We start from the raw sequence: 21,998 nt of genomic DNA on the forward strand, positions 1-21,998 counted from the left end.
TTACAACCGAAAGCGAATCCACGGTTCACTGGGTTACGAATCGCCAGATCGGTTTGAAGCAGCTTACTACGAGCAGCAGAACCGATGAACTACGTTATGCGGTGTCCACTTTCTTGACAGAGGTCCATTTGACGCCCTTATCGCGGCCTCTTTCCTGCTTTTCTTGCTCCGTAAGGTCGTTTGACGCCCTTATCGCGGCCTCTTTCCCGCTTTTCCCGCGTTCCTCGCTCCGTAAGGTCGTTTGACGCCCTTATCGCGGCGGAATTCATCTATTTTCCAAGCTCGGGAAACAATCTCTTCAGACTGCCCGACAGCTCAGCCTGTATTTTTTTAGGAAGACCCGCCACTACGAGCAGGTAGCTCTCCCGCATCATTTCCAGCACCACCTCGTCCGGCACCGTACCATCCAGCACAACTGTGTTCCAATGTTTTTTGTTCATGTGATAACCAGGCAGCACCGCACCGGGATAAGTCTCTCTTTGCAGCCACGCTTCATCCGGGCTCGTTTTGAGATTGACGCTTTCCTTATCGCTGGTCCGGCCAAACAAAGCGAACATTTTTTCCTTCACAAACAACACCGGAACATCCGGGTAAAAGGGCGTTTTGACGCTAGTCCCGGGATAACCGAGACCGGTTTTCAGCAGTTTTTCATGATTCATGCAGCCGCTCCTTCTCCTTCGCCATCTTAACATTTCCTGTCCCATATAGTTATCTCACTCAATGATTAACGGGGCAAGGGAACAGTCCTCATCCTGCAAAATGAACCACGTGATTGCTCGCTCCGAGTTTCCTTCCATGTTTTCCTTGCAACATTCTCGTTTAAAAACCGTCTGAAGGGTACTTTGCACCGCCATGTTAGAAATCAGGAGGAATTTATATGAAAAAAGGATTGAAACATACCGCTGCCTCGCTGCTTGTTCTTTCGGTTGCTGCAGGCGGAGGAAGCTCCGTGTTTGCGTTAGAGGGACAGCCAGCACCGGCTCCCGGCCAGGCAGCAATCACTGCAATCCCGGCACAGTCCGCCTCCCAAACTATATATCATGATTATATGAAGCTGCTCGCAGCGGGCAAGCTGGCGCAAGCAGTCGCTTTTCTGAACAACCATATCGCCAAAGTGGACAGCTGGACCGGCTCTATGATGGCGCTGCGTCTCGAAAACGCCCAAAACACCGCAATTGGCCGGCTACAGACACGTTTTGAGAGCGTCAAGACGCAGAAGGAGCTCGACAATGCTTGGCGTAAAGGCGGCAGCGGAACGTATACCTCGCTGTTGAAATATACCAAGGATGCGACTACGCGCAAGCTGCTGACCGATTCCCGCGACCAAGGGTTTGCCGTGACAACGGCTGAAGGCATGTATTTCCCGGTCATTAACTATCCGCAGTACCAGAACTGGAAGGCAAACGTCGGAGCGGACATCAAGCTGTACATCGATATGATGGCTGCTCAAACCCGGAAGCCTGCGCTAAAAGACGCGGCGCTTGTCATCCCTTGGAGCGAGCTGCTGCAGCGCAATTTGGATCAAGAGAAATTTATCCGCAGCTATGGCAGCTCCAACCGCATCAATCAGGTGAAGCAGCAGTATGAGATGACCAAAATCGTCGTTTTTTATGGCAGCAACAATACGCCGCTGTTTGATTACGAGGCGAAAAAGATTAATCCCGAAGCGCTTGCCGCGTACAAAAAAGTGGTTGCCGCCGGGGATACGTCGAGCAGCCCGCTGCTGATGAAGGTTTCCAACTTCCTCAAGGTTGTGGACCGCAACGGCGGAAAGCTGACCGATGACATGAAAAAATGGCTGGCGAATCAAGCTCCGATGGGAAACGTTAGCGGCTAAGGCTGCTGAAATGAGCCAGCAAAAAGGAAGAGGCCAATGCCTCTTCCTTTTTGCTTCCTATTTGGACATACACGCGCTGCTTGCGCCTTAGTCTAAACCGGCATAATTAACGCTCTGATCCAAGCTTGAAATGCCCGGCCGATTAACCCTTAACGGTTACCGTCAGCGTATCGCTGGAAGTAACCCCCGCGGCATTAGACAGCTCAACACGGTACACATAGGTGCCCGCCGCGCGGCCTGTCACATCGGTGAAGGCCGATTGCGCACCCGGAGTGCTGGCGCTTAGCGGCTTCGTGTCGATCAACACGCCGTTTTCATACAGCCGGTATTCGGTTCCATTGGTGCCCCACCACAGATTGCTCGTAATCCGATAGCTGCCGTCGCCGTCCCAGTTGTTGTCGGATAGAACGGCTTTGCCAGGGTTCGCGTCTGTCACCTGAACAACAAGCGTGGCGCTTTTGGTTACACCATGCACATTAATAAGTTCGGCCGTATAGACATATTCCCCGTTCACCTTGCCGGAGAAATCCGTTTTCACTTTTTGAGCGGAAGGAGTTGCGTCATTCAGCACGGAGGTGCGGATCAGGACGCCATTTTCATAGAGCCGGAAAATAGAGCCGTTATTGCCCCACCACATATTCATCGTGACGCTGTAGCGGCCGTCCTTCAAGCCGTTGGCATGGCCGCTGTTTTCGCTCAGCACCGGCACGCCTGGCGCTCCGGCTGCGCTTACGCTGCCTGCGGTTACGGCGAATGCCGTTGTTGATTCAGCGGCGTTGCCTGCGGCATCAGTTACAATGTAGCGGATATTGTGGCTGCCAATGCCGAGATCGGCCGCCAGCAGCTCTTGTCCGCTCGCAACCGGCTGGCCGTCCAGCAGCAGCTGCGAAGCCGCAACACCAGACCCGGCGTCATCCGCCGAAAGCTCGAATCGGAGCGTATCCGTAAAGGCCGCGTCCGATATCGGAGCGCCGGATTGTGTCAGCGTAACAACCGGCACGGAGCGGTCAATGCGCAGGCTTCTCTCTTTCGCCGCTTCTTTATTTCCTGCAGCATCTACGGAGTAGTAGGAGATAACGGTTGATCCCTCGGTTGTTACGGTTACCTCGCGCGCATATACCTCGGGAGCTCCGCCGTTCAACGAATAATAAGTTGTTCCTTCTCCTGCACGGTCGTCCTCCGAAGTCAGCTTAAAGCTGACTTCGCCCGTATGCCATCCAGCTTCATTGGCCTCGGAAGAAAGCGCAATTGCCGTCTGCGGAGCCGTCCGGTCAGCCGGAGCCGCAATATCAAGCAGGCCGCGCGGCTTAAGCTGGTATACATCGCGATAGATGGAAGCCACACCCTGCAGCGCGACCCGGTCGCCGTCGGCATACGGGAAGCTGTCAATGCTAAGGCCCGTACGTACGTCGACACGCACTTTTGTCGTCACGCCGTACGCTGCTGCGTCGAACTCAAAGGAGCCTGTCGGAGTGGCGCTTTTCAAATTGGAAATGACCGCCTCGCCGATGCTGACGAGCATTCCCTGATTGCCCGCATTGACCGTATTCGCCTTCGCAGCTGCCGGAACCGGGCCGTTTCCGGTAACGCTCATTGCCGTAATATCGGTAAGCTCAAGCTCCGTATTGTAGAGAGTCAGCTTGCCCGTCAGCGTAACCCGGTCGCCCGCCTTCACACCAGTCATGTTTTGGAAAATATAAATGCCGCCAGTCTCATCCTGAACATAAAACGATTCGCCGCCGCCATATATGCCCGGCTCGTTGACAGCGACGCCGGAAACGGTGACCGCCGTGCCGGGAGCCTGGGCTCTCGCTTGCGCAATGCTGAGGCTAGGCGCTGGAGTTGGTGTTGGCGTTGCCGTCGGTGTCGGTGTTGCCGAAGGAGTTGGCGTTGGAGCCGGTGTCGCCTCCGGCGGCAGCGTTTCCGCTGGCACGTCGCCAAGGGTAACAGCTGTTGTTTTCAAATTCGAGCCAGATAGGCGCAGCCTCATATTGGCTGCTCCGGCGGAATCCGGCTTGATTCGGATGTTCAGCACCTTGGAAGCATACCCGGCGCTATCGGCCTGCAGGCTGAACGCCGAGCTGTAGCCGTATGCGGAAGGCCAGCTGCCGTCGGAATTTTGCACTTGAGCAACCTGCGAGCCGCCGGAGGCCAAGTAAATGCCAAAGCTGTAGCCCGAAACAGCTGCATTCGGCGTTAAGCCGCCCGCCGTTACGCGCACCTGAAACTCCGTCCCGTTGCCCGGGAGCACGGCCTGGCTTGTAAAGCCATAGTTTACCGTGCCCGGCGCCGGAGTCGGGGATGCGGACGGTGTCGGAGATGGACCTGCACCCGTGTAGCCGTATGAACCGGAACGGTATGTATTGGGATCATACCACTTGTATCCGGCGTTCGGAGCGGACCACGGCTCAGCCTGCGGCTCCGTGGAGGAGGCCGGATCCTCAATGGCAAGCAGCGGCGTCGGCTGGTCGAGCTGGATTCCTTCCACCTGAGCGAAGCTCGTGTAGCCTTCGTCAACAGCCAGCCAGTCGATCAGATTAACGAGCAGCTCCGCGTCGTCCTGCTCCTTAAAGCCGTCGTAGGTTGTTTTGCGGCCGCCTGTGTCCTCGCGCAAATACTTCGGCGTTGCGTCTTCGACCGGCGAGGAATCGCCGATAAAGGCTGCTTTGCCGGCGCCTTTTTTGGAGATCGCCACATAAGGGCCTTCAGCAATTCCCCCGCCGTTATACACGCCCTGGTCGACGGAATTGCCCCATTTTTTATTCGTTTGCGGCACATACACAAGCCCTTTGGCCCGAGTCGGATCCATAATAGCGAGTGTTGAGCCTGCGTGCATCGCCACGGAGCCTACCCCTTCGGTGATGCCAAACGACTGTGAAGGTGCTACAACTACATTTGCATCCACATCGCCAAGCGCGTTGAAACGGAAACGAATGCCAAAGTTGTCCGCCAGCCAGTCGGAGCTAACGATGCCCTGCATCGCTGCGGAAGCGCTTTCTTCTGCGCTCATGCCTTTTGCGGGATTGTCCCAGGCTCCCCTCCTGTATCCGTTGTATACCTCGTTTCCGTCCCAACGGTTTTTGTTGCGGTCTGCGTTATAATGATCCCCGATGAAAAAAATGCTGCCGCCGTCCTCGACATATTGAGCCATCGCCGCCTGCTCGCTAGCCTTCAGCGGCACCTGCGCCTCTGCTGTTACAAAGACGTCGTACGGCTGCAAATCGGCCAGCGTAATCGGTCCCTGCTTGCGCAGCTCCTTGACGTAGTAGCCGTTGCCCGCAAGCGCGTTGCCGAAGTCCGAAAACGCTCCGTCAATGACCCAGTCAGCAGCGCCAGCGGTCTGGGAGTGCGCGTTGTCGAATAAAATCTTTTTGCCGGCGTTGCCGTTGACAACTTTGGCATTAATGAACGGCGCCGGGTCCGACGCCCCCTCAGCACCCGCCATATTCCAGCTTGCGCCCCATGCCATTTGCACCGGCAGCGCTACAGCTGCAGCCAACGTTGCGCTTAGCAGCCTCTTGCTCCATGTACGGGAAAAGTTCTTCTCCCTCATCCGGATCCTCCTCCGAAATCTCAGTTCCAGCCGTCCTTGAACGAACTGTGGAACCTATCGTAGCATGCACATCTTTTCCTGAGTGATGAAATTTTGTAAAAAAAGAAGATCAGGAGAAAGGCCCTGATCTTAAAGATAGATAACACTTTTAAGGGTATAGGTCTAGATTCTCTTATTGATTTAATTTGTCCACTATGCCTCGCAGCTCTCTCACCTTTTCCGGCAGAACCGGCCGCAGAGCATGTCCATCCGTCCGCACAGCGGACCCGAAATGAACCTCTTCGACTCCCGTGCTGCGGATGAAATCCTCCAGACCGTCCGCTTTCAGCCCGCTGCCCGCCAAAATGCGGATGCCGCTGCCTGAAGCGGCGCGGACAAGACCGGCCAGATCAGGTACGGCCTGCAGCGCGGAGGGCTGCCCGCCGGAGGTGAGAATGCGGTTGATTTGCGGATAGCGGGTCAGCGTATCCAGCGCGGCAAATAGATCAGCCGCCTCGTCAAACGCCCGGTGAAACGTTACGTTTAAATGCTCCGCCTCGCCAAGCAGCAGCTCCAGCGCCGCCTCATCAACCAATCCTTCCGGCGTAAGCGCTCCCAGCACGATGCCTGCAGCCCGTGTCCGGCGTATGGCGCGGATATCGGCGCGCATCAGCTCAAGCTCGGCCCGATCGTACCGGAAGCTCAAGCTATGCGGCCTGACCATCACATGCACAGGGATGGTTACGGCTTCCGTAACCGCCTCCGTCAGCCCGATGCTTGGCGTCAGTCCGCCTTCCAGCATGCCAGTCACAAGCTCAAGGCGGTCCGCTCCTCCCTGCTCGGCAGCAATAGCATCCTGGGGTCTTGTTGCGATAATTTCCAGCTTCATGTCGTCTGCTCCTTCGAAATATTAAGTCGAGCCCTGCTATTGGCCCGGCTGCTTGTTCACCGACGATAAGCGCCGATCTCCTCCAGCCTTATCTGTCTATCATACCGATACCCTCAGACAGACATCAATCTATCGGCACAAAAAAAGGCTAATTAATTAAGCAATCGAGAAGAAATCTTTGCGGGGTTAAAATGCTACAATTATGCCAAGCCTGTTAGAAGCCCATATCACTTATAAGGAGATGAACGGCTTGGCATACGCCCCTAAGATGACTTTTATCAATTTGCCTGTGCAAAATATGGACAGATCAAAGCAGTTTTTCCTTGCGCTCGGCATGGAGTTTAAAGAAGAGATGACGAATGATGAAGGCGCCTGCCTGATTGTGAACGAGAATACATTTATTATGCTGCTCATTCACCCGTTCTACGGGAAATTCGTCCGCAAAGAGATCGCTGACGGAACGTCCAGCGAGGTTATTCTGGCGCTGTCTACAGACAGCCGCGCTGAAGTGGACGAGATCGTTGGCAAAGCTCTGGAGGCCGGTGCAACGGAGCCGATTGAGGCGAGCGACCAAGGCTTCATGTACACCCGCTCCTTCGAGGATCTTGACGGGCATCTGTTTGAAATTATGTACTATGATGAAGCTGCAGCCGCTGAGTTCTACACTCAAGCTCAGGATCAGCAAGGTTAAACCGGACGCTAGTTCAAGGCCCGCCACCGAAACCAAAAAAGCTTCCAAACCCGCACTGAGCGCGGTTTGGAAGCTTTTTTATGTTCATCTCTATTGAACGCAAGCGTTTTCTTCTTCTATACGTTCCTTCAGCACCGGCCGATAGGCATCCAGCACAACCTGGGCATCCCCTTCTGCGCCAAGCTTCATCGCCTCATCCAGCGCCTGAGCCAGCTCCATCTGCAGCCGTGCCACCTTGCTGATCCGCTGAGCGTCCAGAAGCTTCAGAAGCTCGGGAAGAATTTGCTCCGCCGTAACCGGTACCGGCTCCCGCCCGGAGCTTTTCACCGAAAGCAGCGATCCGTCTGCACACAATACCCCGCCGTCTAAAAGCTTATATTCTCTGATCATCCCATTCCTCCTCTGTACGAAGACAGTATATCTTCTTTTTACCCATAAACAGTCTCAATTAGCAGCACAATCTAAATAAAATGCCGTGCAGTCAGCCTAACCTGCGTTAGGAATGTGCTGAATCTTAAATTTTGCCTCCCATAAAATTCGACTTCAAAGGCGAACGCAAAAATTTGACAAGTAAACTTGGCAAGGTTATAGTAGTGGTACGCCAAGTAAACTTGGCAAATCTTACGGGAGGGATTCTTATTAACAAAGACGATATTTTGTCGAAAAGCAGAAAAGAAAACAAAGATAAGGATTTATACAAAATTGAGGTCCAGACAAAAGCGGGAAATATCGGCTCCATTACGGCGATATTCTTGGCTACCCTCTTTTTTGTCATCCAAAGCCTGACCGGACAAGGGTTTGACTTTGGCTTATATGCCATTATCTTTTCGGTTTCTGCCGCAGGCTACATCTTCAAAGCAGTCCGCATGAAACAAAGATTAGATATTGTGCTTGCCCTTATTTTTACGCTAACGACGCTGACTTTGTCGGTCGTCCATATTTTAAACTTACTGAACAATTAATAATTTATAGGGTGAGCAGATGGAAGATGAATTGATTCTACGAAATAATTTGAAAGAAGCAAGAACTGCCCATAATTTATCGCAGTCACAGCTTGCAAAATTAGTCGGAGTTTCTCGAAACACAATTAGTTCCATTGAAACAGGACAATTCAACCCAACAGCAAAGCTGGCCTTAATACTTTGTATTGCTTTAGACAAAAAATTTGAAGAACTTTTTTATTTTGACTAATCTTTAGCGGTACCATATGGAGGGTAAAAATGAATATTGAAAGCATACTGGAAGGTGTAAGGGAATCTAATCTTTTTATTCAATTAGGAGCCGTGTTTCTGCTCTCGCTGGTGCCATTTCTGGAGGGCTATGTCGCAGCCTCTGTCGGAATTTTGATTGGGTTTCCTACCGTTCTGACCATCATAGCTGCATCGGTTGGAAACTGGCTGTCCGTCATGGCCGTTGTTGTGCTGTATGAAAAGATGCGCCAGCGCCGAAAGGCTAAACCGGAGAGCCGCCGTTCCGGCAAAAAAAAGGAGCTTGCCCGCAAGCTTTTCAACAAATACGGCGTGCCGGGTGTAGCGCTGTTCGGACCGCTTGTTTTCGGCCATCATATCGGGGCATTTATCTCACTCGCATCAGGAGCAACCAAGCGTTATGTGACTTTGTGGATGACGATCGGCATTTTGGCTTGGACGGTTGTCATAGGCATTCTGGCCAGTATTGGCATTGATCTGGCCGGGCGTTATCTGTAAAAAAATAACCCTAATTGGAGGACTAATGATGTCAAAAGAAATTCGATTTGAAGTAGAATCTGTGAATGCTAAAGGCGCAACACTGGCAAATGTCATTACAGACAAAGAGACTGGAGTCCAATATTTGTTGGCTATATATCCCAATATGGGATCAGGACTTACCGTTTTGGTTGATGCGGATGGAAAGCCATTGTTAAAGAAATAATGGACATGAAATTTTTGCTTCACAAGGCAGGGCCGCCCTAAGATCATCGTTGGATGATGTGAGGGCGGCCCCTTTTTTAACTCGATGATCTAGATGAGTTGGCAACATAGAGCTTCGTTTCATCCCGGTAAAACTGTAAGCAGACGTTAGCGTGTTTTAGCAGCGTAGCCCCGATGTCCCGGCCTCTTTGTTCAGGTGAAACAAATAAACAAGCAAACCAGGGATATAAATCTTGTCTAGAATTAAATCGTTTCTTAACAATGCATAAGTACCGATAATTGAGTCATTTTCGATCGAGCATCCCTCCAATCTGACATTCCTTACATTGAGTGCGTTATTGCCGAAGGTGCACAAGGGATAGAGTTATTAAAAATGAAATGCCCTTTATACAAAATTACTTAACTGCATTAAACTGCCTGCTGGGTTGGAGCTCCAAATGGCCCCCTTAAGGGCGTTTGACGCCCTTATTTTGTTCATTTTCCTCGTACCGGCGTTCCTTAAGGGCGTTTGACGCCCTTATTTTGTTCGTTTTCCTCGTTTCCGCGTTCCTTAAGGGCGTTTGACGCCCTTATTTTGTTCGATTTCCTCGTACCGGCGTTCCTTCGCCTAACCGGCTCCTGCTAGATGAGAGGACTACCTTATTTGCTGTCGAAACGGCTCTTTCATCGTCTGCTCCAAAAGAAAAAACAGGCTCCTCAACGGAGCCTGTTGGGCAACACTTAAAACTGCAGCTTCAGTCCTGCGGTTGCTTAAGCACCGGTCGCGGCCTGTTCGACGGCTCAACCCGATCGACGTCCGTGGTGGAAGAACCGCTGCCATGCGGCTCCACCGCCTCCTGCATAGCCTCGCCGCCGCGCTCTCCATGCGCCATGGCTGCGCGGTCATTCTCATCACTCGAGGCTGCTCCGTTGCTGTCAGATCCAATCTCACCGCTGACGCTGCCATCACTAATTCCGCCGATTGCCGCACTTTCCTCAACCGCACCAGCACCTGCCGTCTCGCGCTTCAGCTGGCTGTTGTACAGCTCGCTGTAAAATCCGCCCTGCCGCAGCAGTTCATCATGCGAGCCCTGCTCCAGCAGCCGGCCTTCCTTCAGGACAAGAATGCGGTCCGCCTCGCGGATCGTGCCGAGCCTATGCGCAATGACAAAGCTGGTGCGGCCCTGCATAAGCCGCTGCAGCCCCTCTTGAATTTTGATCTCCGTTACCGTATCGATGCTGCTGGTCGCTTCGTCGAGCACGAGCATAGACGGGTTCGCGAGAATCGCGCGGGCAATGGCAAGCAGCTGGCGCTGGCCGCTGCTGATGCCGCTGCCGTCGGCGCTCAGCATTTTGTCGTAGCCGCCCTTCAGCCTGACGATAAATCCATGCGCGTTAGCGAGCTTCGCTGCCGCCTCAACCTCCTCATCCGTCGCGTCCAGCCGCCCGTAGCGGATATTTTCCCGGATCGTGCCCGCAAACAGGAAGGAATCCTGCAGCACAAAAGCCATCTGCGAGCGCAAGCTGTCGCGGCGGATCGCGGACAGCTCCTGTCCGTCCAGCGTAATGCGGCCTTCCGTCGGCTCATAAAAGCGGGACAGCAGGTTGATCAGCGTCGTTTTGCCTGCGCCTGTCGGACCGACCAGCGCAATCATCTCACCGGGATTTGCCTCAAAGCTGACGCCGGATAGAATCGGACGGCCTTCATCGTACGCAAAGCCGACCTTCTCGAACCGCACCGCTCCCTCCACCCGCTCGACCGCCTTGGCTCCGCTGTCCTCGCGCTCCTCCGGCTCCTCGTCCATAATCTCAAAGACCCGTTCCGCACCTGCAATCGCGGACAACAGCGTATTCCACTGGTTAGCCAGATCGTTAAGCGGCCGGGTAAACTGGCGGGAGTATTCGGCAAATACGATAATCGTGCCGACCGTAATCGCGCCGCGCACCGCGAGGATGCCGCCCAGTCCCGCAACGATCGCAAAGCTGAGATTGTTCAAGCTGTTCATGACCTTAGGAATAAAACCGGAGATCGTTTGGGCCCAAAAACCGGCGGATCGGATGCCCTCATTGCGTTCCCGGAATTCAGCCTGCACTCGCTCCTCTTGCGAAAAAGCCTTGATAATGCGCTGTCCCGAAAGCGTCTCCTCAATATAACCGTTCAGCTCGCCCAGATTACGCTGGCGTACCTTAAACAGCGGCCCGGTTTGCTTCGTAATCCAGCGCATAGCGAAAAACATCAGCGGTACAACCATAAAGGTGAGCAGCGTCATCAGCGGGCTCAGCCAGAGCATAACGGATACGGTGCCAACGAGTGTCAGCACGCTGGAAAAAATCTGAATGGCCGAGCTGTTAAGCGTCGAGCTGACATTTTCCATATCGTTGGTGAGCCGGCTCATAATTTCGCCCTGCTGCCTGCGGCCGTAAAACGGAATCGGCAGCCGGTGCAGATGCGCAAACAGCTCCGTCCGCAGCCGAAGCACCGTCTCCTGCGCGATCGTAATCATCCAGATGTTATGCGTCCAGGATACGACGGATGTAAGCACGTACACTCCGCCCAGCAGGGCCAAAAACCAGCCCCATCCGATGTCAGGGCCATTACCTCCGGACTTCAAATAGAGGTCGATCGCCTGTCCAAGTAAATACGGGCCAAGCAGCGTCAGGCCGGAGCTGACCGCAACAAGCGCCAGCACGGTTAACAGCTTGAGCTTGCGTTCCGCGAGATAAGCCCACAGACGTTTCAGCGTTCCAGACATGTTGCGCGCCCGCTGCTTGGGACGGCTGCCGCCCCGATGACCTCCGCCCTGCGCTGCCTCCGGCAGCGCGGACGCGCCGGACGTTTCCGGCTTAGGAACGCGGAACGGCTTTAACAGCTCGTTAAACATGGCGCGCCTCCTTTCCGTACTGCGATTCATAGATTCGGCGGTACAGCCCGGAATCGCGCAGCAGCTCCTCATGATGCCCCGCCTCCGTCAAGCGGCCTTCCTCTAGCAGCAGAATAACGTCAGCCGACGCGGTGGAGCTGATTTTTTGCGTAATCAGAAACGTCGTACAGCTCATCGCTTCCAGCGCCTCCAGCAGCGCCGCTTCCGTCTTCACGTCCAGGGCGCTTGTGCTGTCGTCGAGGATAAGAATTTGCGGCTCCCGCACGAGTGCGCGGGCAATGGACAACCGCTGCTTCTGGCCTCCCGACAGGTTGACGCCGCGCTGGCCAAGCCTGGTGTCGTAACCTTGCGGCAATCCAAGAATGGTCTCATGGAGCTGCGCTGCCTTGGCCGCTCGCGCAATCATCTCGTCGGTGGCTTCGGGACGGCCCCAGGCGATATTTTCGCGGATCGTACCGGAAAACAGCACCGCCTCCTGCGGAACATAACCAATTGCGTCGCGCAGCGAGCGCACGCTCAGCTCCTTCGAGTCGACGCCGCCTATCAGCATCCGTCCCGCATCCGGTTCATACAAGCGCAGAATGAGCTGGACGAGCGAAGATTTGCCGGAGCCGGTCGCCCCCATAATTGCGATGCGCTGGCCCGCTTCGGCCCGAAAGCTGATTCCATCCAGCACGGCGCGGTCGCTCTCGGGGTAGGAAAAAGAAACCTGCTGAAATTCTACATCAGAACCGGAGAAAGGCTGTCCGGCGTCAACGGCTGCGTCGCTCTGAGGCTGATCCGCGTCGCCGTTCAGCACTTCACGAATGCGCTGCGCCGAAGCGCCGGCCCGTGAGAACATCGCAGCAATCCATGCCAGCATGCTCATCGCTCCAATGGTGCGCAGCGCATAGTTAACGACGGCAACCGTCTCTCCCTCGGTGGCTGCGCCCGAAGCGATGTCAATTTGACCGAACCAAAGGATCGTGATAACCGCACCGTTGACGAGCAGCATAATAAACGGCAGCGTTGTCTCGGTCAGCTTAAGCGCGCCGATTGTTCCCCGCATTAGCTCCCTGCTTGACTCGCGGAAGCGGCGGTTCTCATGATTCATGCGAACAAATACGCGTATAAGCCGAATGCCGGTCAGATTTTCCTGAATGACGCCGTTTACCTTGTCCAGCCGCTGCTGCACCATTCGAAACACGCCGCCAGCGCGGCGGATCATCCACCAAACAAACAGAAGCAGCGGCGGCACCGATGCAGCGAGAATGAGCCCTAGCTTAACGTTGACAATCATCGCCATAATGACGCTTCCGGCTACAACGAGCGGAATGCGGGTCATGAAGCGCAGCGCCATAAAAATCGTTTCCTGCACCTGGCTCACGTCGCCCGTCAAACGGGTGATGAGCGAGGAGGAGGCAAAACGGCTGAACACCTCGTAGGTGAAATTTTGCACCTTCGTGTACAGCCTTTCACGTAAATCATAGCCAAAGCCTTGACTGGCATACGCCGCGTAATAGGAGCCGACGATTCCAGCAACAAACGCCAGCAGCGCTCCACCCGTCAAAACGCCGCCCCACAGCCAAACGACAGACATGTCCTTGGCGCGGATGCCATAGTCGATAATACGGGAAATAATGTAGGGCTGAGAAAGCTCCACCGCCAGCTCAACCAGCATCATAAAAAGCGCGACGCCGGCCGCTAAACGGTATTTGCCCAGGGACGACAGAACCTTTTCCATAAGTAGAAGTAGGGCACCTCCCGGATTATATCGTTGCGTGAACACTCTATTTCTAGTATAACCCAATGCGGCGGCGGAAATAAAAGGCGGCAGCAAGGCATCGCAGGAACGCTGGGCAGGAATAATAGAACTTACGTGGAAGAAAGCTGGATACAGTTACCTATCGATCGGGGGAGCGTTAACATGGACTGGAATTATTACGATACATTTATTCGCGTTGCAGCCGATTGCCCTGCGGAATTTGGAACCGTGCCGCCTGATAAAAAGGAGGGCAAAACAAAAGCGGGGATCGAGTATGAGCTGCTGGCCTCCGAGCCCTATCGCTATACGCAAGAGGAACTGTTGTACGAGGTTCATATCCGTCACCAAAAAATTGCCCAAGAAGAAATGGAAACGCGGGCAGCCGATATCCGCACCGAATTTTTCAGCAAGCCAAAGCCATGCCTGCGGGCCTCGATGCTGCCCAAAAAATTCGGCTGGGGGCTGCATTTTGACCACGACGGGAAAATAGCTCTTGTGCCAAAGGAATCGGAGGCATACAGTCAATTCCTGGAGCAGCCTCCAACCGGACTTAAGGTGCTTGCCGCGATGCGCAACCGCCGAAGCAAGAGCTGAGAGATGGGGACGCGCAGATCAAACGGTAATAAGTAGGGAAGCGGCCGGCTTGGGCCCGCTTCCCTTCTCTTTTGATGAACATTTTTTGCTGGAAAATGAACTTTTCTCCGTTGCCAGTGCTCTAATAGGGGAGGGAGGAACAGGAATGAGATGGGTTCGATTAGTAAAAAAAGCAAAAAAAGGGGACAAGGAAGCTCTGTTGCACTTAGTCCTATCGGAAAAAAATGCTTACTATAGGCTGGCCTATAGCTATATGGGAAATGCAAACGATGCGATGGACGCCATGGAGGATATGATTGTAAAAGTATATGAAAACATCGGAAAGCTGCAGGACGATCCAGCTTTTTACAGCTGGAGCAAAACGATTCTGGCTAACAGTTGTAAGAGAATGTTGGACAAACAGAGCAAGCTGATTCTCGTGGACGATTGGCAGCCAGAGCATGAACGGATCGATGATCCTGCAACTCGCGACCCATACAAGACCAGTGATGGACAATTAGATATGCAATCTCTGCTGCTGCAGGTCAACGAACATCAAAGAGAAGCGATTCGACTAAAATATGTTCACGACTTCGACTATCAGACCATTGCGGATGTGACTAACGTACCCGTCGGGACCGTCAAATCACGGATTTTCCAAGGTTTAAAAAAGCTGCGGGAATACTGCAAAGGAGGCGGTATCGATGGATAAAACGGAGCTCCATTTGGCAGAGGAGAAAAAGTTGCTTGAATCTGTGGAAGCGCCGGAAGAGCTGGAGACCCGATTACGAAACGCTCTGAACCGGGTTGCTCCGGCAAGGCATAGACGGATCGGGGCGTTCTGGAAAATCGCCGCAGTTGTGCTGATTGTATTCGCCGTAAGCGGCAATCAATACAATGCTTTCTCCTATTATGGCAAACTGCTGCTTGGATTCGACGGGGTTGTGAACGACAGCTTGAAAGAGCTGAACGAAGCGGGATTGGGTCAGACTGTTGATGTAAGCAAGACATATGAGGACGGAACTACACTGACGATCAACGGGCTGATGTCTGATGCCAATCAGTTGATTGTTTATTACACACTGAGTAATCCGGCAGGGCTGAAAAAGGATGAATTAGGTGTTTATGACAAGGTGGACCCTATACGTATTAGCGGTTTTTGGACGGATTCGGATTCAAACGGGGGAACCCTGAATACTTCCGAGATGAATGAGATTAAAACCGAATACAAAGGTTATCAACGATTCAACCGCGTAAGCCCATTCGCCAAAAAGCTTACAATGCATTTCTGGATTAAATTGGAAGACGGGACAAGAAAGTCTGACATGATTACCTTCCCCTACGATCCTAATAAAGCCTTGAAATCGCATATTGAGCATTCGTTTAATCAAGAAATAACAACCGATATAGGGACTCTTTCCCTGGATTCAATCATCGCCACTCCGACTATGACGGAGATCAATGGAATTTTTTCGGCTAATGAGGATACGGATCATTTCATGATGGTGGATGGCGCTTTAGAAGGGGTGGAGCTGATCGCCAACGGAACTCTAGTTAACGCCGGAATGGCAGAGGCTAAAATTTTACAAAAAGACAATAAAATTGAGATTAAAATGCACTATGGCGAGCTGCCGCAGCCGCTACATTCTCTTGAGATTAAAATAAATGAACTTCCAAGCTACAAACTTATCGACCGCAAGCTTCCATTTTCCTCGTCCAAGGACCAGTTGTTTAACATAGAGGGCAAAGAAATACGAGTAAAGGATGTATCTCGAAGTTCCACCGGCGTCCGGCTAACTCTTGCTTATGATTCTTTTGATATCATCACTAAGGGCATGTCGCTAGGAACCAAATCTGGGCTTGTACCCATGAAAACTTCCGAGGCTGGAAATCACGTCAAACAATTGGATGGAAAAGAATATTCCGAGCGAACGCTCATCTTTGAAACTAAAGAAAACCCCGAATATTTGTATATTGAAAAGATCTACTATAAGAAGCCTTACGACATCACGATCAATGTTCCGCTCGAGTAAACACCTGCAAACCGCCCTGCTCACAGGGCGGTTTATTGTGCGTGGGTATCCGCTTATTCCCTCCTCTCAATCCTCAGCGGCAGAACGTCTGCCGGAGGCGGAGCGGATCTAGTGTCCAGCATCGTGTTGCGGAAGCTGCCCTCGTACCGGAACACATCCCCGATCAGCGGGCTGCGCACCCGTACTTCAATGCGGAAACACCCGAACCCCTCGTCGTACCATTCATGCACATCGGCACGGCCCGTGAATGAATCGGGAAACCGAAAGCCGAGCCAGCCCTCATAAAAGCGCTGCGATCCGGAACGGATGCGGATGCCGCCTTCCCGGGAAGGCTCCGCCATAATATCGACCGCAAGATGCTGCTTGTTGCCGAGATAATCCACGACGCAGCCCCGCTCGCGGCTGTAAATCATCGTCGCGTCGAAGCGGCGTACCCGTCTCGGGAAGCGGAATTTGCGGATCCAAGTGACGGTTTCCCGTCCAAGCGAATCCGCATAAGCATAGTTCTCGATGGAAAAAGGAACCTCCCTGCCGCTCTCCGGAAACATGATGTGGCGGTACGTCCCGATTTGCAGCGGCAGCGCGGCCAGCTTGTTATGCCAAATCGAATGCATCGTGCCCTCGCCTCTGGCGGCAAAGCCGGAGCGGCTGTGCAGCGAAAATCTCTCCTGAATTCGCGGATGCAGCTCGCGGAACCGCGCACCGAGCGCCTGCTCGTAGATGGAGCGTCCGCGCGGCAGCCGCAGCGGCTGGATGACTGCCGACTGCAGCGTTCCAGGCGCGCCAACCCCGTTTTTCAGATCATTCCGATGCGCTTGAATCATTCTGTATGCTCCTCTCCTTTTGAATGAGCTTTTCAGCAGTCCTTTTTGACGCGGCCATCGCTTCGCCAGGCTTTCTCATGCAGCGTCCCGCCTGCGGCGCATAGGGATGCGCAAGCAGACATACCGCCGTTAAGCCAAGCATCGGCACGGTCAGCGTCAAAGCATTAAACGGATCTGCAAGCTGCTCCGGCCTGGACCAAACAGCAGCGGCTGCAAGCAGCGCCAATACCAGCAGCTGCAGCCGGTACAGCGCCGGTCTGCGGTACAGAAGCAGCAGCAGTCCAAGTCCCGCCTCGGCCAGTCCGAGCGTTCCTATCGCCGCCCGCGCAAGCGGTTCAGAAAAACCTAGTCCCCCTAGCAGCTCCAGCTCGATGCGAGACGGAAAAAGCAGCTTGGGCACCAAACCCTCGTACAGCCATAATCCGGCAAGTAAAAGCAGCGATAACCCGTGCAGCAGCGCCATGGCCATCGTAAGCTCAGGCCGCCAGCCCTTTTCCAGCCATAAACGGAGGCGGTCGAAGCTCCATGCGGTCGCCCAGCCCATTAGCGGCCGAAAGACGATGCGGTCGAACAACGCTCCGATAGCTCCAAAACGGGTGCTGTACGTGTAGCGGGTCAAAAAACGGACGCCGTCTGCGGACGGCTCGTAAAGCCAATATCCAGCCCCGCTGCGAATCAAGGACAAACGCTGTGGCGAGTGAAACCGAAGCGCCGACACTTTGCGCCCTTCCGGTCCCTCATGTTCGCGGGTCGCTCCCGTGCCGCGAATGTGCAAGCCAAAGCCAATGCGCGTTGTATACAGGAACCGCTGAGCTTCTCCGTCATTGCGCGGTAAATACTGAATGGCGCTGAACCGGACGTCCCAACGCTCATGCAGCTCCGGCTGCTGAGTATGCTGCCATAGCTGCTCCATGGGGCAGGCGACGAACCGCTCCACGTAGACCTGCTTCGCTCTGCCCTCTCTTTGTAGGGCTTTGGAAACAACGGCTTCAGCCTGCCCGCCCCCGGTACCGGCCGCATTCGCCGCTGCTGGCAATTTGTCCTCCAGGGCGGATCTCTCATGCTCAGCTTTCCTCACGGCTTCCATCCGTCCCTCATCCCCCGTCATCCTTGGCGTTTAATGGCTTGCGCTCCTGTTGAATCCGGTTCCTCTTTAACTCCTGCTGTCTCTGCCAAAATCGCTCGACCTCCTGCTCTCCCGTCAACAGGCTGCCCTGCAGCAGCCGGGCATCCGCCATGCTGCAGCTGCTTCCTAGCGCATTGGGTCCTTTGTAAAAAAGGTTCAGCCGATGGCGGGAAACGGCTACCAAAACATAGAGCGCGTCACGGATGACACGCGGAACCCCTTTGAACCCGCGCAGCAGCCTCCATCCCCCGCGAAGCATGCCGAGCAGCTCCAGAATCGCCGTGGAGCGTGTAAAATAACATCCGTGTGTAAGCAGCAAAAACGTATCCCGGCTGTCGGGGTCCAGCCCGTACAGCTCAAGCAGATGCTGTCCCTCCTCCGACTGGAGAGCGGCAAAGCGCAACCGCAGCGCCGGGTCCCGCCTCACGGCAAATTTGGTTATTCTGTTGCAAAGCGCGCATTCTCCATCTACTAGCGCAACCGCTTCAATGTGTAGCTGTCCCATTGCCTTTCCACTCCCAGCTGCTGACTTCCTATGTCTCTATCCTAACGGCGGCAGGCTGGCGGCGGCAGGCCCCTCTTTTATAGAACGGCAGCAAAAAAGGACCTACAGCTTGTAGGTCCCATAGTCAGCGCTCGAAGAATCTTATTCCTAATCCGGCCTGTCAGAATCCGTATCGCCGCGGCGCAGCTTGCGCACGGCTTCCCGGCTGCTGCGCGCGCCCAGCTTTTTGAGAATGCGGTTCACCTGATTTTTAAGCGTGCTTTCGCTCTTGAACAAACGGCGGCCGATCTCCGGCTGGGTGCGCCCTTCCTCAATCAGCTCGAACACCTCGCGCTCCGCAGCGGTAAGCGGCTGCAGCCGTTCCTCCCGCTTCAAGCGCCGGAACTCCTTGAGCAGCGCCTGCATTGGCGCAGCAGGCTGACGAACCGCTGAGCGAATGACCGACGGCAGATCGGAGTACCGGCTTTTTTCTACATAATTGACCGCTCCGGCACTAAATGATCTGGTCATCGTCCGCTCATCTTCGACGGAAGTGAGCATAATGACCGGCACCTCGCGGAGCTCTAAAAGATCGGCGGCCGTGGCAATTCCATCCTGTACTCCGTCCCCAAGCTGAATGTCCATTAACACTGCATCATACTCCAGCGAACGCGCCGCCGCCAGCGCCTGCTCCGGTGCAGCGGCCCAACCGGCGATGAGCAGATCCGGCTCCGTTTCGAGATAGAGCCCGAGCGAGCGGACCCATTCGGGATCATCCTCGACGACTAACAGCCGAATCGGCAGCACGGATTCACACTCCGCTACTGCTGAGCCTTCAAGCGGTTTATCGATTATGCTGCGGCTCCCGGCAGCCCGCTTCTGCTTTTGCCCCGACGGATGGTTTTTCGGCTCCGCGCCCGTCTTCCCGGTATCTCCGCCCATGCTTCCCCCTCCATTCATAGCGCTACTTGCCAAACCGCTATCCCTCTTCGCCCGCTTCCAGCACTCTTCGAGCCGACAGAAACAGCTCGGCCCGCGTTCCGCCTCCGTCCCGGGGCTTGAGCTGGATTCGGCCGCCAGCCATGCGCATCGCTTGATGCGCGTACGATAATCCGATGCCGTAGTTGAGCCTGCCGCTTTTGGTGCTGTAAAAAGGGTCAAAGATATGCGGCAGCTTATCCCTTGGAATGCCGCTACCCGTATCGTCAACCCGGATGAGCGCGTGTCGGGCGGTCTGCAGCGCAGTCAGAACAACTTGTCCTCCCGAGGGCGTAGCCTCCAGAGCATTAGACAGCAGATTCATAACCGTTTCCTCCAGATGAAACGCATCCGCAGCAAGCCATTGCGGACTGTCCGACAGCTCCAGCCGCAGCTCCACGCCTTTTGCTTCGGAAAGCGGCACCGTGCGCTCCACCGCCCGTCTCAGCAGCTCCGGCAGCTGCAACGGCGCTTCCTGCCAGTTAATGTCCGACGTTTGCGACTGGATGCGGCTTACCGTCTCCAGCAGCCGCCCGGTGGAGCGGGTGATCTGCTCCAACTGCTCGGCGGCAGCCTGCCGCGAGCGCTCCGGCTCGCTTGTTAACTCGTCCAGCCTCCTTGAATGGCTCCGGCCCGGCCCTTCTTCTAGCCCAGCTGTTCCCCATTGCTCCGGGCTCATTCCCAGCGCCCTTGCTCCCTGCTGATCCGGGGCCGCATCCAGCCTGGCCAGCTCCCGCCGCAGCAGCTCGGCGGAAAGCGATATTTTGCCGATTTCATTTTTGAGAGAATGGTTCAGCATCGACGCCCCCATGCTCGCCGCCCGCATCGCGCGCTCAAGCGGATCGCGCTCCAGTCTGAGCCGAATGCCGAGCAAGCCGTACAGAAACAATCCGGCAATCGTAGCTCCCATGGAGAAATAGATAAACAGCGACACATACCGGAAAAAATCAAACTCCGGCGACAGAGCCTTGGCAATGGTGAAAAATCCGGTAACAGCAAGCAGCGTAGGAACGACGATAATGGCCATAAGCAGCCGGGAGCGGCGCCGTCTCCGGCCACGCTCTTGCCGAAACCCGAGAATGAGCGAGACGCAGGCGCCGAGATAATAAGGAGCCGTCCAGATCAACAGCAGCCCATAGTTCGAGCCATCCCCGCTTATCCATGCTGCCGCCATAGAAAAAACAGGAGGAATGAGCAGAGCTGCCGTAACCGTGTGAAATCGCGAGCCTTTGCCTAAAAATCCGCTATAAACCAAGCAAAAAATCAGCACCGCCCACGGGGTTAAACATTCGTTAATTACCTCAAGAACAGACGCCGCTGCATGCCAGCCGGACGAGTCCACCCAAGGCGCGGCTCCTCCGAGCGAGGCCAGCCATAAAAACAGAGCCGCCCAGCGATTCGTCTGCTCCTTGGGCCGCGCCAGCAAAGCGGCGGTTCCGGCCGCCATAAGAGCGGCAAAATAAAACAGCATGGCCTCGGCTCCCTTTCCTTAATTGAACAAAAGAAACCCTAAGCGGAGTTAGGGTTTCTATATCGTGCTTACTATTATCCCGGTAATCTATATGCCGCGATTTTTGAAAAGAGTAGCGATAGAACCGCCGTAAATGTTGGAGCGGATCGCTTCCGTAAACAGATTAGCCATCGGTATGACGGTCAGCTTATCCGAAGATCCGGCCTGCTGAAGGATGGAGTCCGTTACGATAATCTCGCGAATATGCGGATGGTTCAGGCGCTGCAGCGCATCGTTGGAGAACAGGCCGTGCGTGGCGGCGATAACAACGTCGCGGCCTCCCTTTTCCACCAGCTTCTCCACCACGTTGAACAGCGTCCGGCCCGTATCGATGATATCCTCGATAATAATCGGGGTTTTGCCCTTCACATCGCCGATAACATGCATTCTTTCCTCGCCGGTATGGTTGTCGTGATTGGATACGACCATCGCGAACGGAGCCTGCATGTAGTTGGCCAGCTTCTCCGCCGTTGAGGCGCGGCCCGCATCGGGGGATACGATGACAGGATTTTCGATATTTTTGTTGCGGATGTATTCCGTCAGCTCGTCGAGCGCGGTCAGATGATCCACCGGGAAGCTGAAAAAGCCCTGGATCGCGGCGGTATGCAGATCAAGCGTAATAATCCGCGACGCCCCGGCCGTTTGCAGCAGATCGGCGACCAGCTTGGCGGAAATCGCCTCGCGCGGATGGCGCTTGCGCTCCTGGCGGGCATAACCGTAATACGGCATAATGATGTTGATTGTTTTGGCTGAAGCCCGCTTCGCCGCGTCGATCATAATGAGCAGCTCCATGAAGTTTTCGTTCACGGGATCAGACAGCGACTGCACGATGAAAATATGGCAGGTCCGAATCGGCTCGCCATAGGAAACATGCAGCTCCCCGTTGTCGAACTGGCTCAGCTTTACATCGCCAAGCGGAATGCCCAGCTGATCGCTTATGCTCTTCGCAAGCGGAATATTGGAAGATCCGCTAAAAATTTTAACTTTATCCGTCATTTTGTTGTCG

21 protein-coding genes are annotated in these 21,998 nt (G+C 54.5%); 9 read left to right on the forward strand and 12 right to left on the reverse strand.

Annotated features, from left to right (window positions below; translation table 11 throughout):
• Window positions 1–269: 269 nt before the first annotated feature.
• Window positions 270–659 (reverse strand): MmcQ/YjbR family DNA-binding protein, encoded by a 390-nt coding sequence (locus M3223_RS20535; protein WP_251565099.1) that lies wholly within the window; start codon window positions 657–659, stop codon window positions 270–272.
• Window positions 660–877: 218 nt separating this feature from the next.
• Here M3223_RS20535 and M3223_RS20540 point away from each other — a divergent pair, with 218 nt between their 5' ends.
• A complete protein-coding gene (locus M3223_RS20540; RefSeq protein ID WP_251565101.1) occupies window positions 878–1,837 on the forward strand; it encodes a hypothetical protein in 960 nt (319 codons plus the stop codon).
• Between the two features lie 142 nt (window positions 1,838–1,979).
• Here M3223_RS20540 and M3223_RS20545 read toward each other — a convergent pair whose 3' ends face one another.
• Entirely contained in the window at window positions 1,980–5,390 is a 3,411-nt protein-coding gene (locus M3223_RS20545; RefSeq protein ID WP_251565103.1) for an OmpL47-type beta-barrel domain-containing protein, read from the reverse strand.
• A gap of 172 nt (window positions 5,391–5,562) precedes the next feature.
• Window positions 5,563–6,258, reverse strand: coding sequence for a copper homeostasis protein CutC (locus M3223_RS20550; RefSeq protein WP_251565105.1), 696 nt, complete (start codon window positions 6,256–6,258; stop codon window positions 5,563–5,565).
• A gap of 250 nt (window positions 6,259–6,508) precedes the next feature.
• On the opposite strand from M3223_RS20550, the gene M3223_RS20555 reads away from it, so the two are divergent.
• A complete protein-coding gene (locus tag M3223_RS20555) occupies window positions 6,509–6,949 on the forward strand; it encodes a VOC family protein (RefSeq protein ID WP_353057722.1) in 441 nt (146 codons plus the stop codon).
• Between the two features lie 90 nt (window positions 6,950–7,039).
• Here the strand turns inward: M3223_RS20555 and M3223_RS20560 are convergent, their stop codons facing one another.
• On the reverse strand, window positions 7,040–7,339 hold the full coding sequence (locus M3223_RS20560) for a hypothetical protein (protein ID WP_251565107.1): 300 nt from the start codon (window positions 7,337–7,339) through the stop codon (window positions 7,040–7,042).
• A 173-nt stretch (window positions 7,340–7,512) separates the two neighbouring features.
• On the opposite strand from M3223_RS20560, the gene M3223_RS20565 reads away from it, so the two are divergent.
• Genes M3223_RS20565 through M3223_RS20580 form a run of 4 tightly spaced genes read left to right on the forward strand, consistent with a single transcriptional unit; the run spans window position 7,513 to window position 8,860 of the window.
• Entirely contained in the window at window positions 7,513–7,911 is a 399-nt protein-coding gene (locus M3223_RS20565; RefSeq protein ID WP_251565109.1) for a DUF6442 family protein, read from the forward strand.
• Window positions 7,912–7,930: 19 nt separating this feature from the next.
• The gene (locus M3223_RS20570) at window positions 7,931–8,140 is read left to right on the forward strand and encodes a helix-turn-helix transcriptional regulator (protein ID WP_251565111.1); all 210 of its coding nucleotides are present in this window, start codon (window positions 7,931–7,933) and stop codon (window positions 8,138–8,140) included.
• A 29-nt stretch (window positions 8,141–8,169) separates the two neighbouring features.
• Window positions 8,170–8,655, forward strand: coding sequence for a small multi-drug export protein (locus tag M3223_RS20575; protein WP_251565113.1), 486 nt, complete (start codon window positions 8,170–8,172; stop codon window positions 8,653–8,655).
• Window positions 8,656–8,683: 28 nt separating this feature from the next.
• Window positions 8,684–8,860, forward strand: coding sequence for a DUF6440 family protein (locus M3223_RS20580; RefSeq protein ID WP_251565115.1), 177 nt, complete (start codon window positions 8,684–8,686; stop codon window positions 8,858–8,860).
• A gap of 733 nt (window positions 8,861–9,593) precedes the next feature.
• On the opposite strand, the gene M3223_RS20590 is transcribed toward M3223_RS20580, so the two are convergent.
• Together M3223_RS20590 and M3223_RS20595 are read right to left on the reverse strand one after the other, a co-directional pair.
• Window positions 9,594–11,720: an ABC transporter ATP-binding protein gene (locus tag M3223_RS20590; protein WP_251565117.1), complete on the reverse strand. Its 2,127-nt coding sequence runs from the start codon at window positions 11,718–11,720 to the stop codon at window positions 9,594–9,596.
• A complete protein-coding gene (locus M3223_RS20595; protein ID WP_251565119.1) occupies window positions 11,713–13,443 on the reverse strand; it encodes an ABC transporter ATP-binding protein in 1,731 nt (576 codons plus the stop codon). Before M3223_RS20595 ends, M3223_RS20590 begins: the two co-directional genes overlap by 8 nt.
• Before the next feature lie 183 nt (window positions 13,444–13,626).
• Here M3223_RS20595 and M3223_RS20600 point away from each other — a divergent pair, with 183 nt between their 5' ends.
• The 3 genes from M3223_RS20600 (at window position 13,627) to M3223_RS20610 (ending at window position 16,070) form a co-directional block, all read left to right on the forward strand.
• The gene (locus M3223_RS20600) at window positions 13,627–14,058 is read left to right on the forward strand and encodes a DUF6157 family protein (protein WP_251565121.1); all 432 of its coding nucleotides are present in this window, start codon (window positions 13,627–13,629) and stop codon (window positions 14,056–14,058) included.
• 145 nt (window positions 14,059–14,203) lie between these two features.
• The gene (locus M3223_RS20605; protein ID WP_251565123.1) at window positions 14,204–14,749 is read left to right on the forward strand and encodes a sigma-70 family RNA polymerase sigma factor; all 546 of its coding nucleotides are present in this window, start codon (window positions 14,204–14,206) and stop codon (window positions 14,747–14,749) included.
• Window positions 14,742–16,070 carry a DUF4179 domain-containing protein gene (locus M3223_RS20610; protein ID WP_251565125.1) on the forward strand — a complete coding sequence of 443 codons (1,329 nt, stop codon included), beginning with the start codon at window positions 14,742–14,744 and terminating at the stop codon, window positions 16,068–16,070. Before M3223_RS20605 ends, M3223_RS20610 begins: the two co-directional genes overlap by 8 nt.
• A gap of 53 nt (window positions 16,071–16,123) precedes the next feature.
• Here M3223_RS20610 and M3223_RS20615 read toward each other — a convergent pair whose 3' ends face one another.
• The 6 genes from M3223_RS20615 to M3223_RS20640 all read right to left on the reverse strand — a co-directional run bounded on the left by M3223_RS20615 (window position 16,124) and on the right by M3223_RS20640 (window position 21,988).
• Window positions 16,124–16,894, reverse strand: coding sequence for a DUF4166 domain-containing protein (locus M3223_RS20615; RefSeq protein WP_251565127.1), 771 nt, complete (start codon window positions 16,892–16,894; stop codon window positions 16,124–16,126).
• Complete coding sequence (locus tag M3223_RS20620) at window positions 16,872–17,981, reverse strand: DoxX-like family protein (protein WP_251565129.1); 1,110 nt, start codon at window positions 17,979–17,981, stop codon at window positions 16,872–16,874. The genes M3223_RS20615 and M3223_RS20620 overlap by 23 nt, the downstream gene beginning before the upstream one ends.
• 7 nt (window positions 17,982–17,988) lie before the next feature.
• A complete protein-coding gene (locus tag M3223_RS20625) occupies window positions 17,989–18,525 on the reverse strand; it encodes a thiol-disulfide oxidoreductase DCC family protein (RefSeq protein WP_251565131.1) in 537 nt (178 codons plus the stop codon).
• 147 nt (window positions 18,526–18,672) lie between these two features.
• Window positions 18,673–19,446, reverse strand: a complete 774-nt coding sequence (locus M3223_RS20630) for a response regulator transcription factor (protein ID WP_285891389.1) — start codon at window positions 19,444–19,446, stop codon at window positions 18,673–18,675.
• A 37-nt stretch (window positions 19,447–19,483) separates the two neighbouring features.
• A complete protein-coding gene (locus tag M3223_RS20635) occupies window positions 19,484–20,953 on the reverse strand; it encodes a sensor histidine kinase (RefSeq protein ID WP_251565134.1) in 1,470 nt (489 codons plus the stop codon).
• 87 nt (window positions 20,954–21,040) lie between these two features.
• The gene (locus tag M3223_RS20640; protein ID WP_251565136.1) at window positions 21,041–21,988 is read right to left on the reverse strand and encodes a ribose-phosphate diphosphokinase; all 948 of its coding nucleotides are present in this window, start codon (window positions 21,986–21,988) and stop codon (window positions 21,041–21,043) included.
• Window positions 21,989–21,998: the final 10 nt, after the last annotated feature.

Origin of the sequence: Paenibacillus pasadenensis (assembly GCF_023715725.1) — a bacterium.
GTDB lineage: Bacteria > Bacillota > Bacilli > Paenibacillales > Paenibacillaceae > Paenibacillus_O > Paenibacillus_O pasadenensis_A.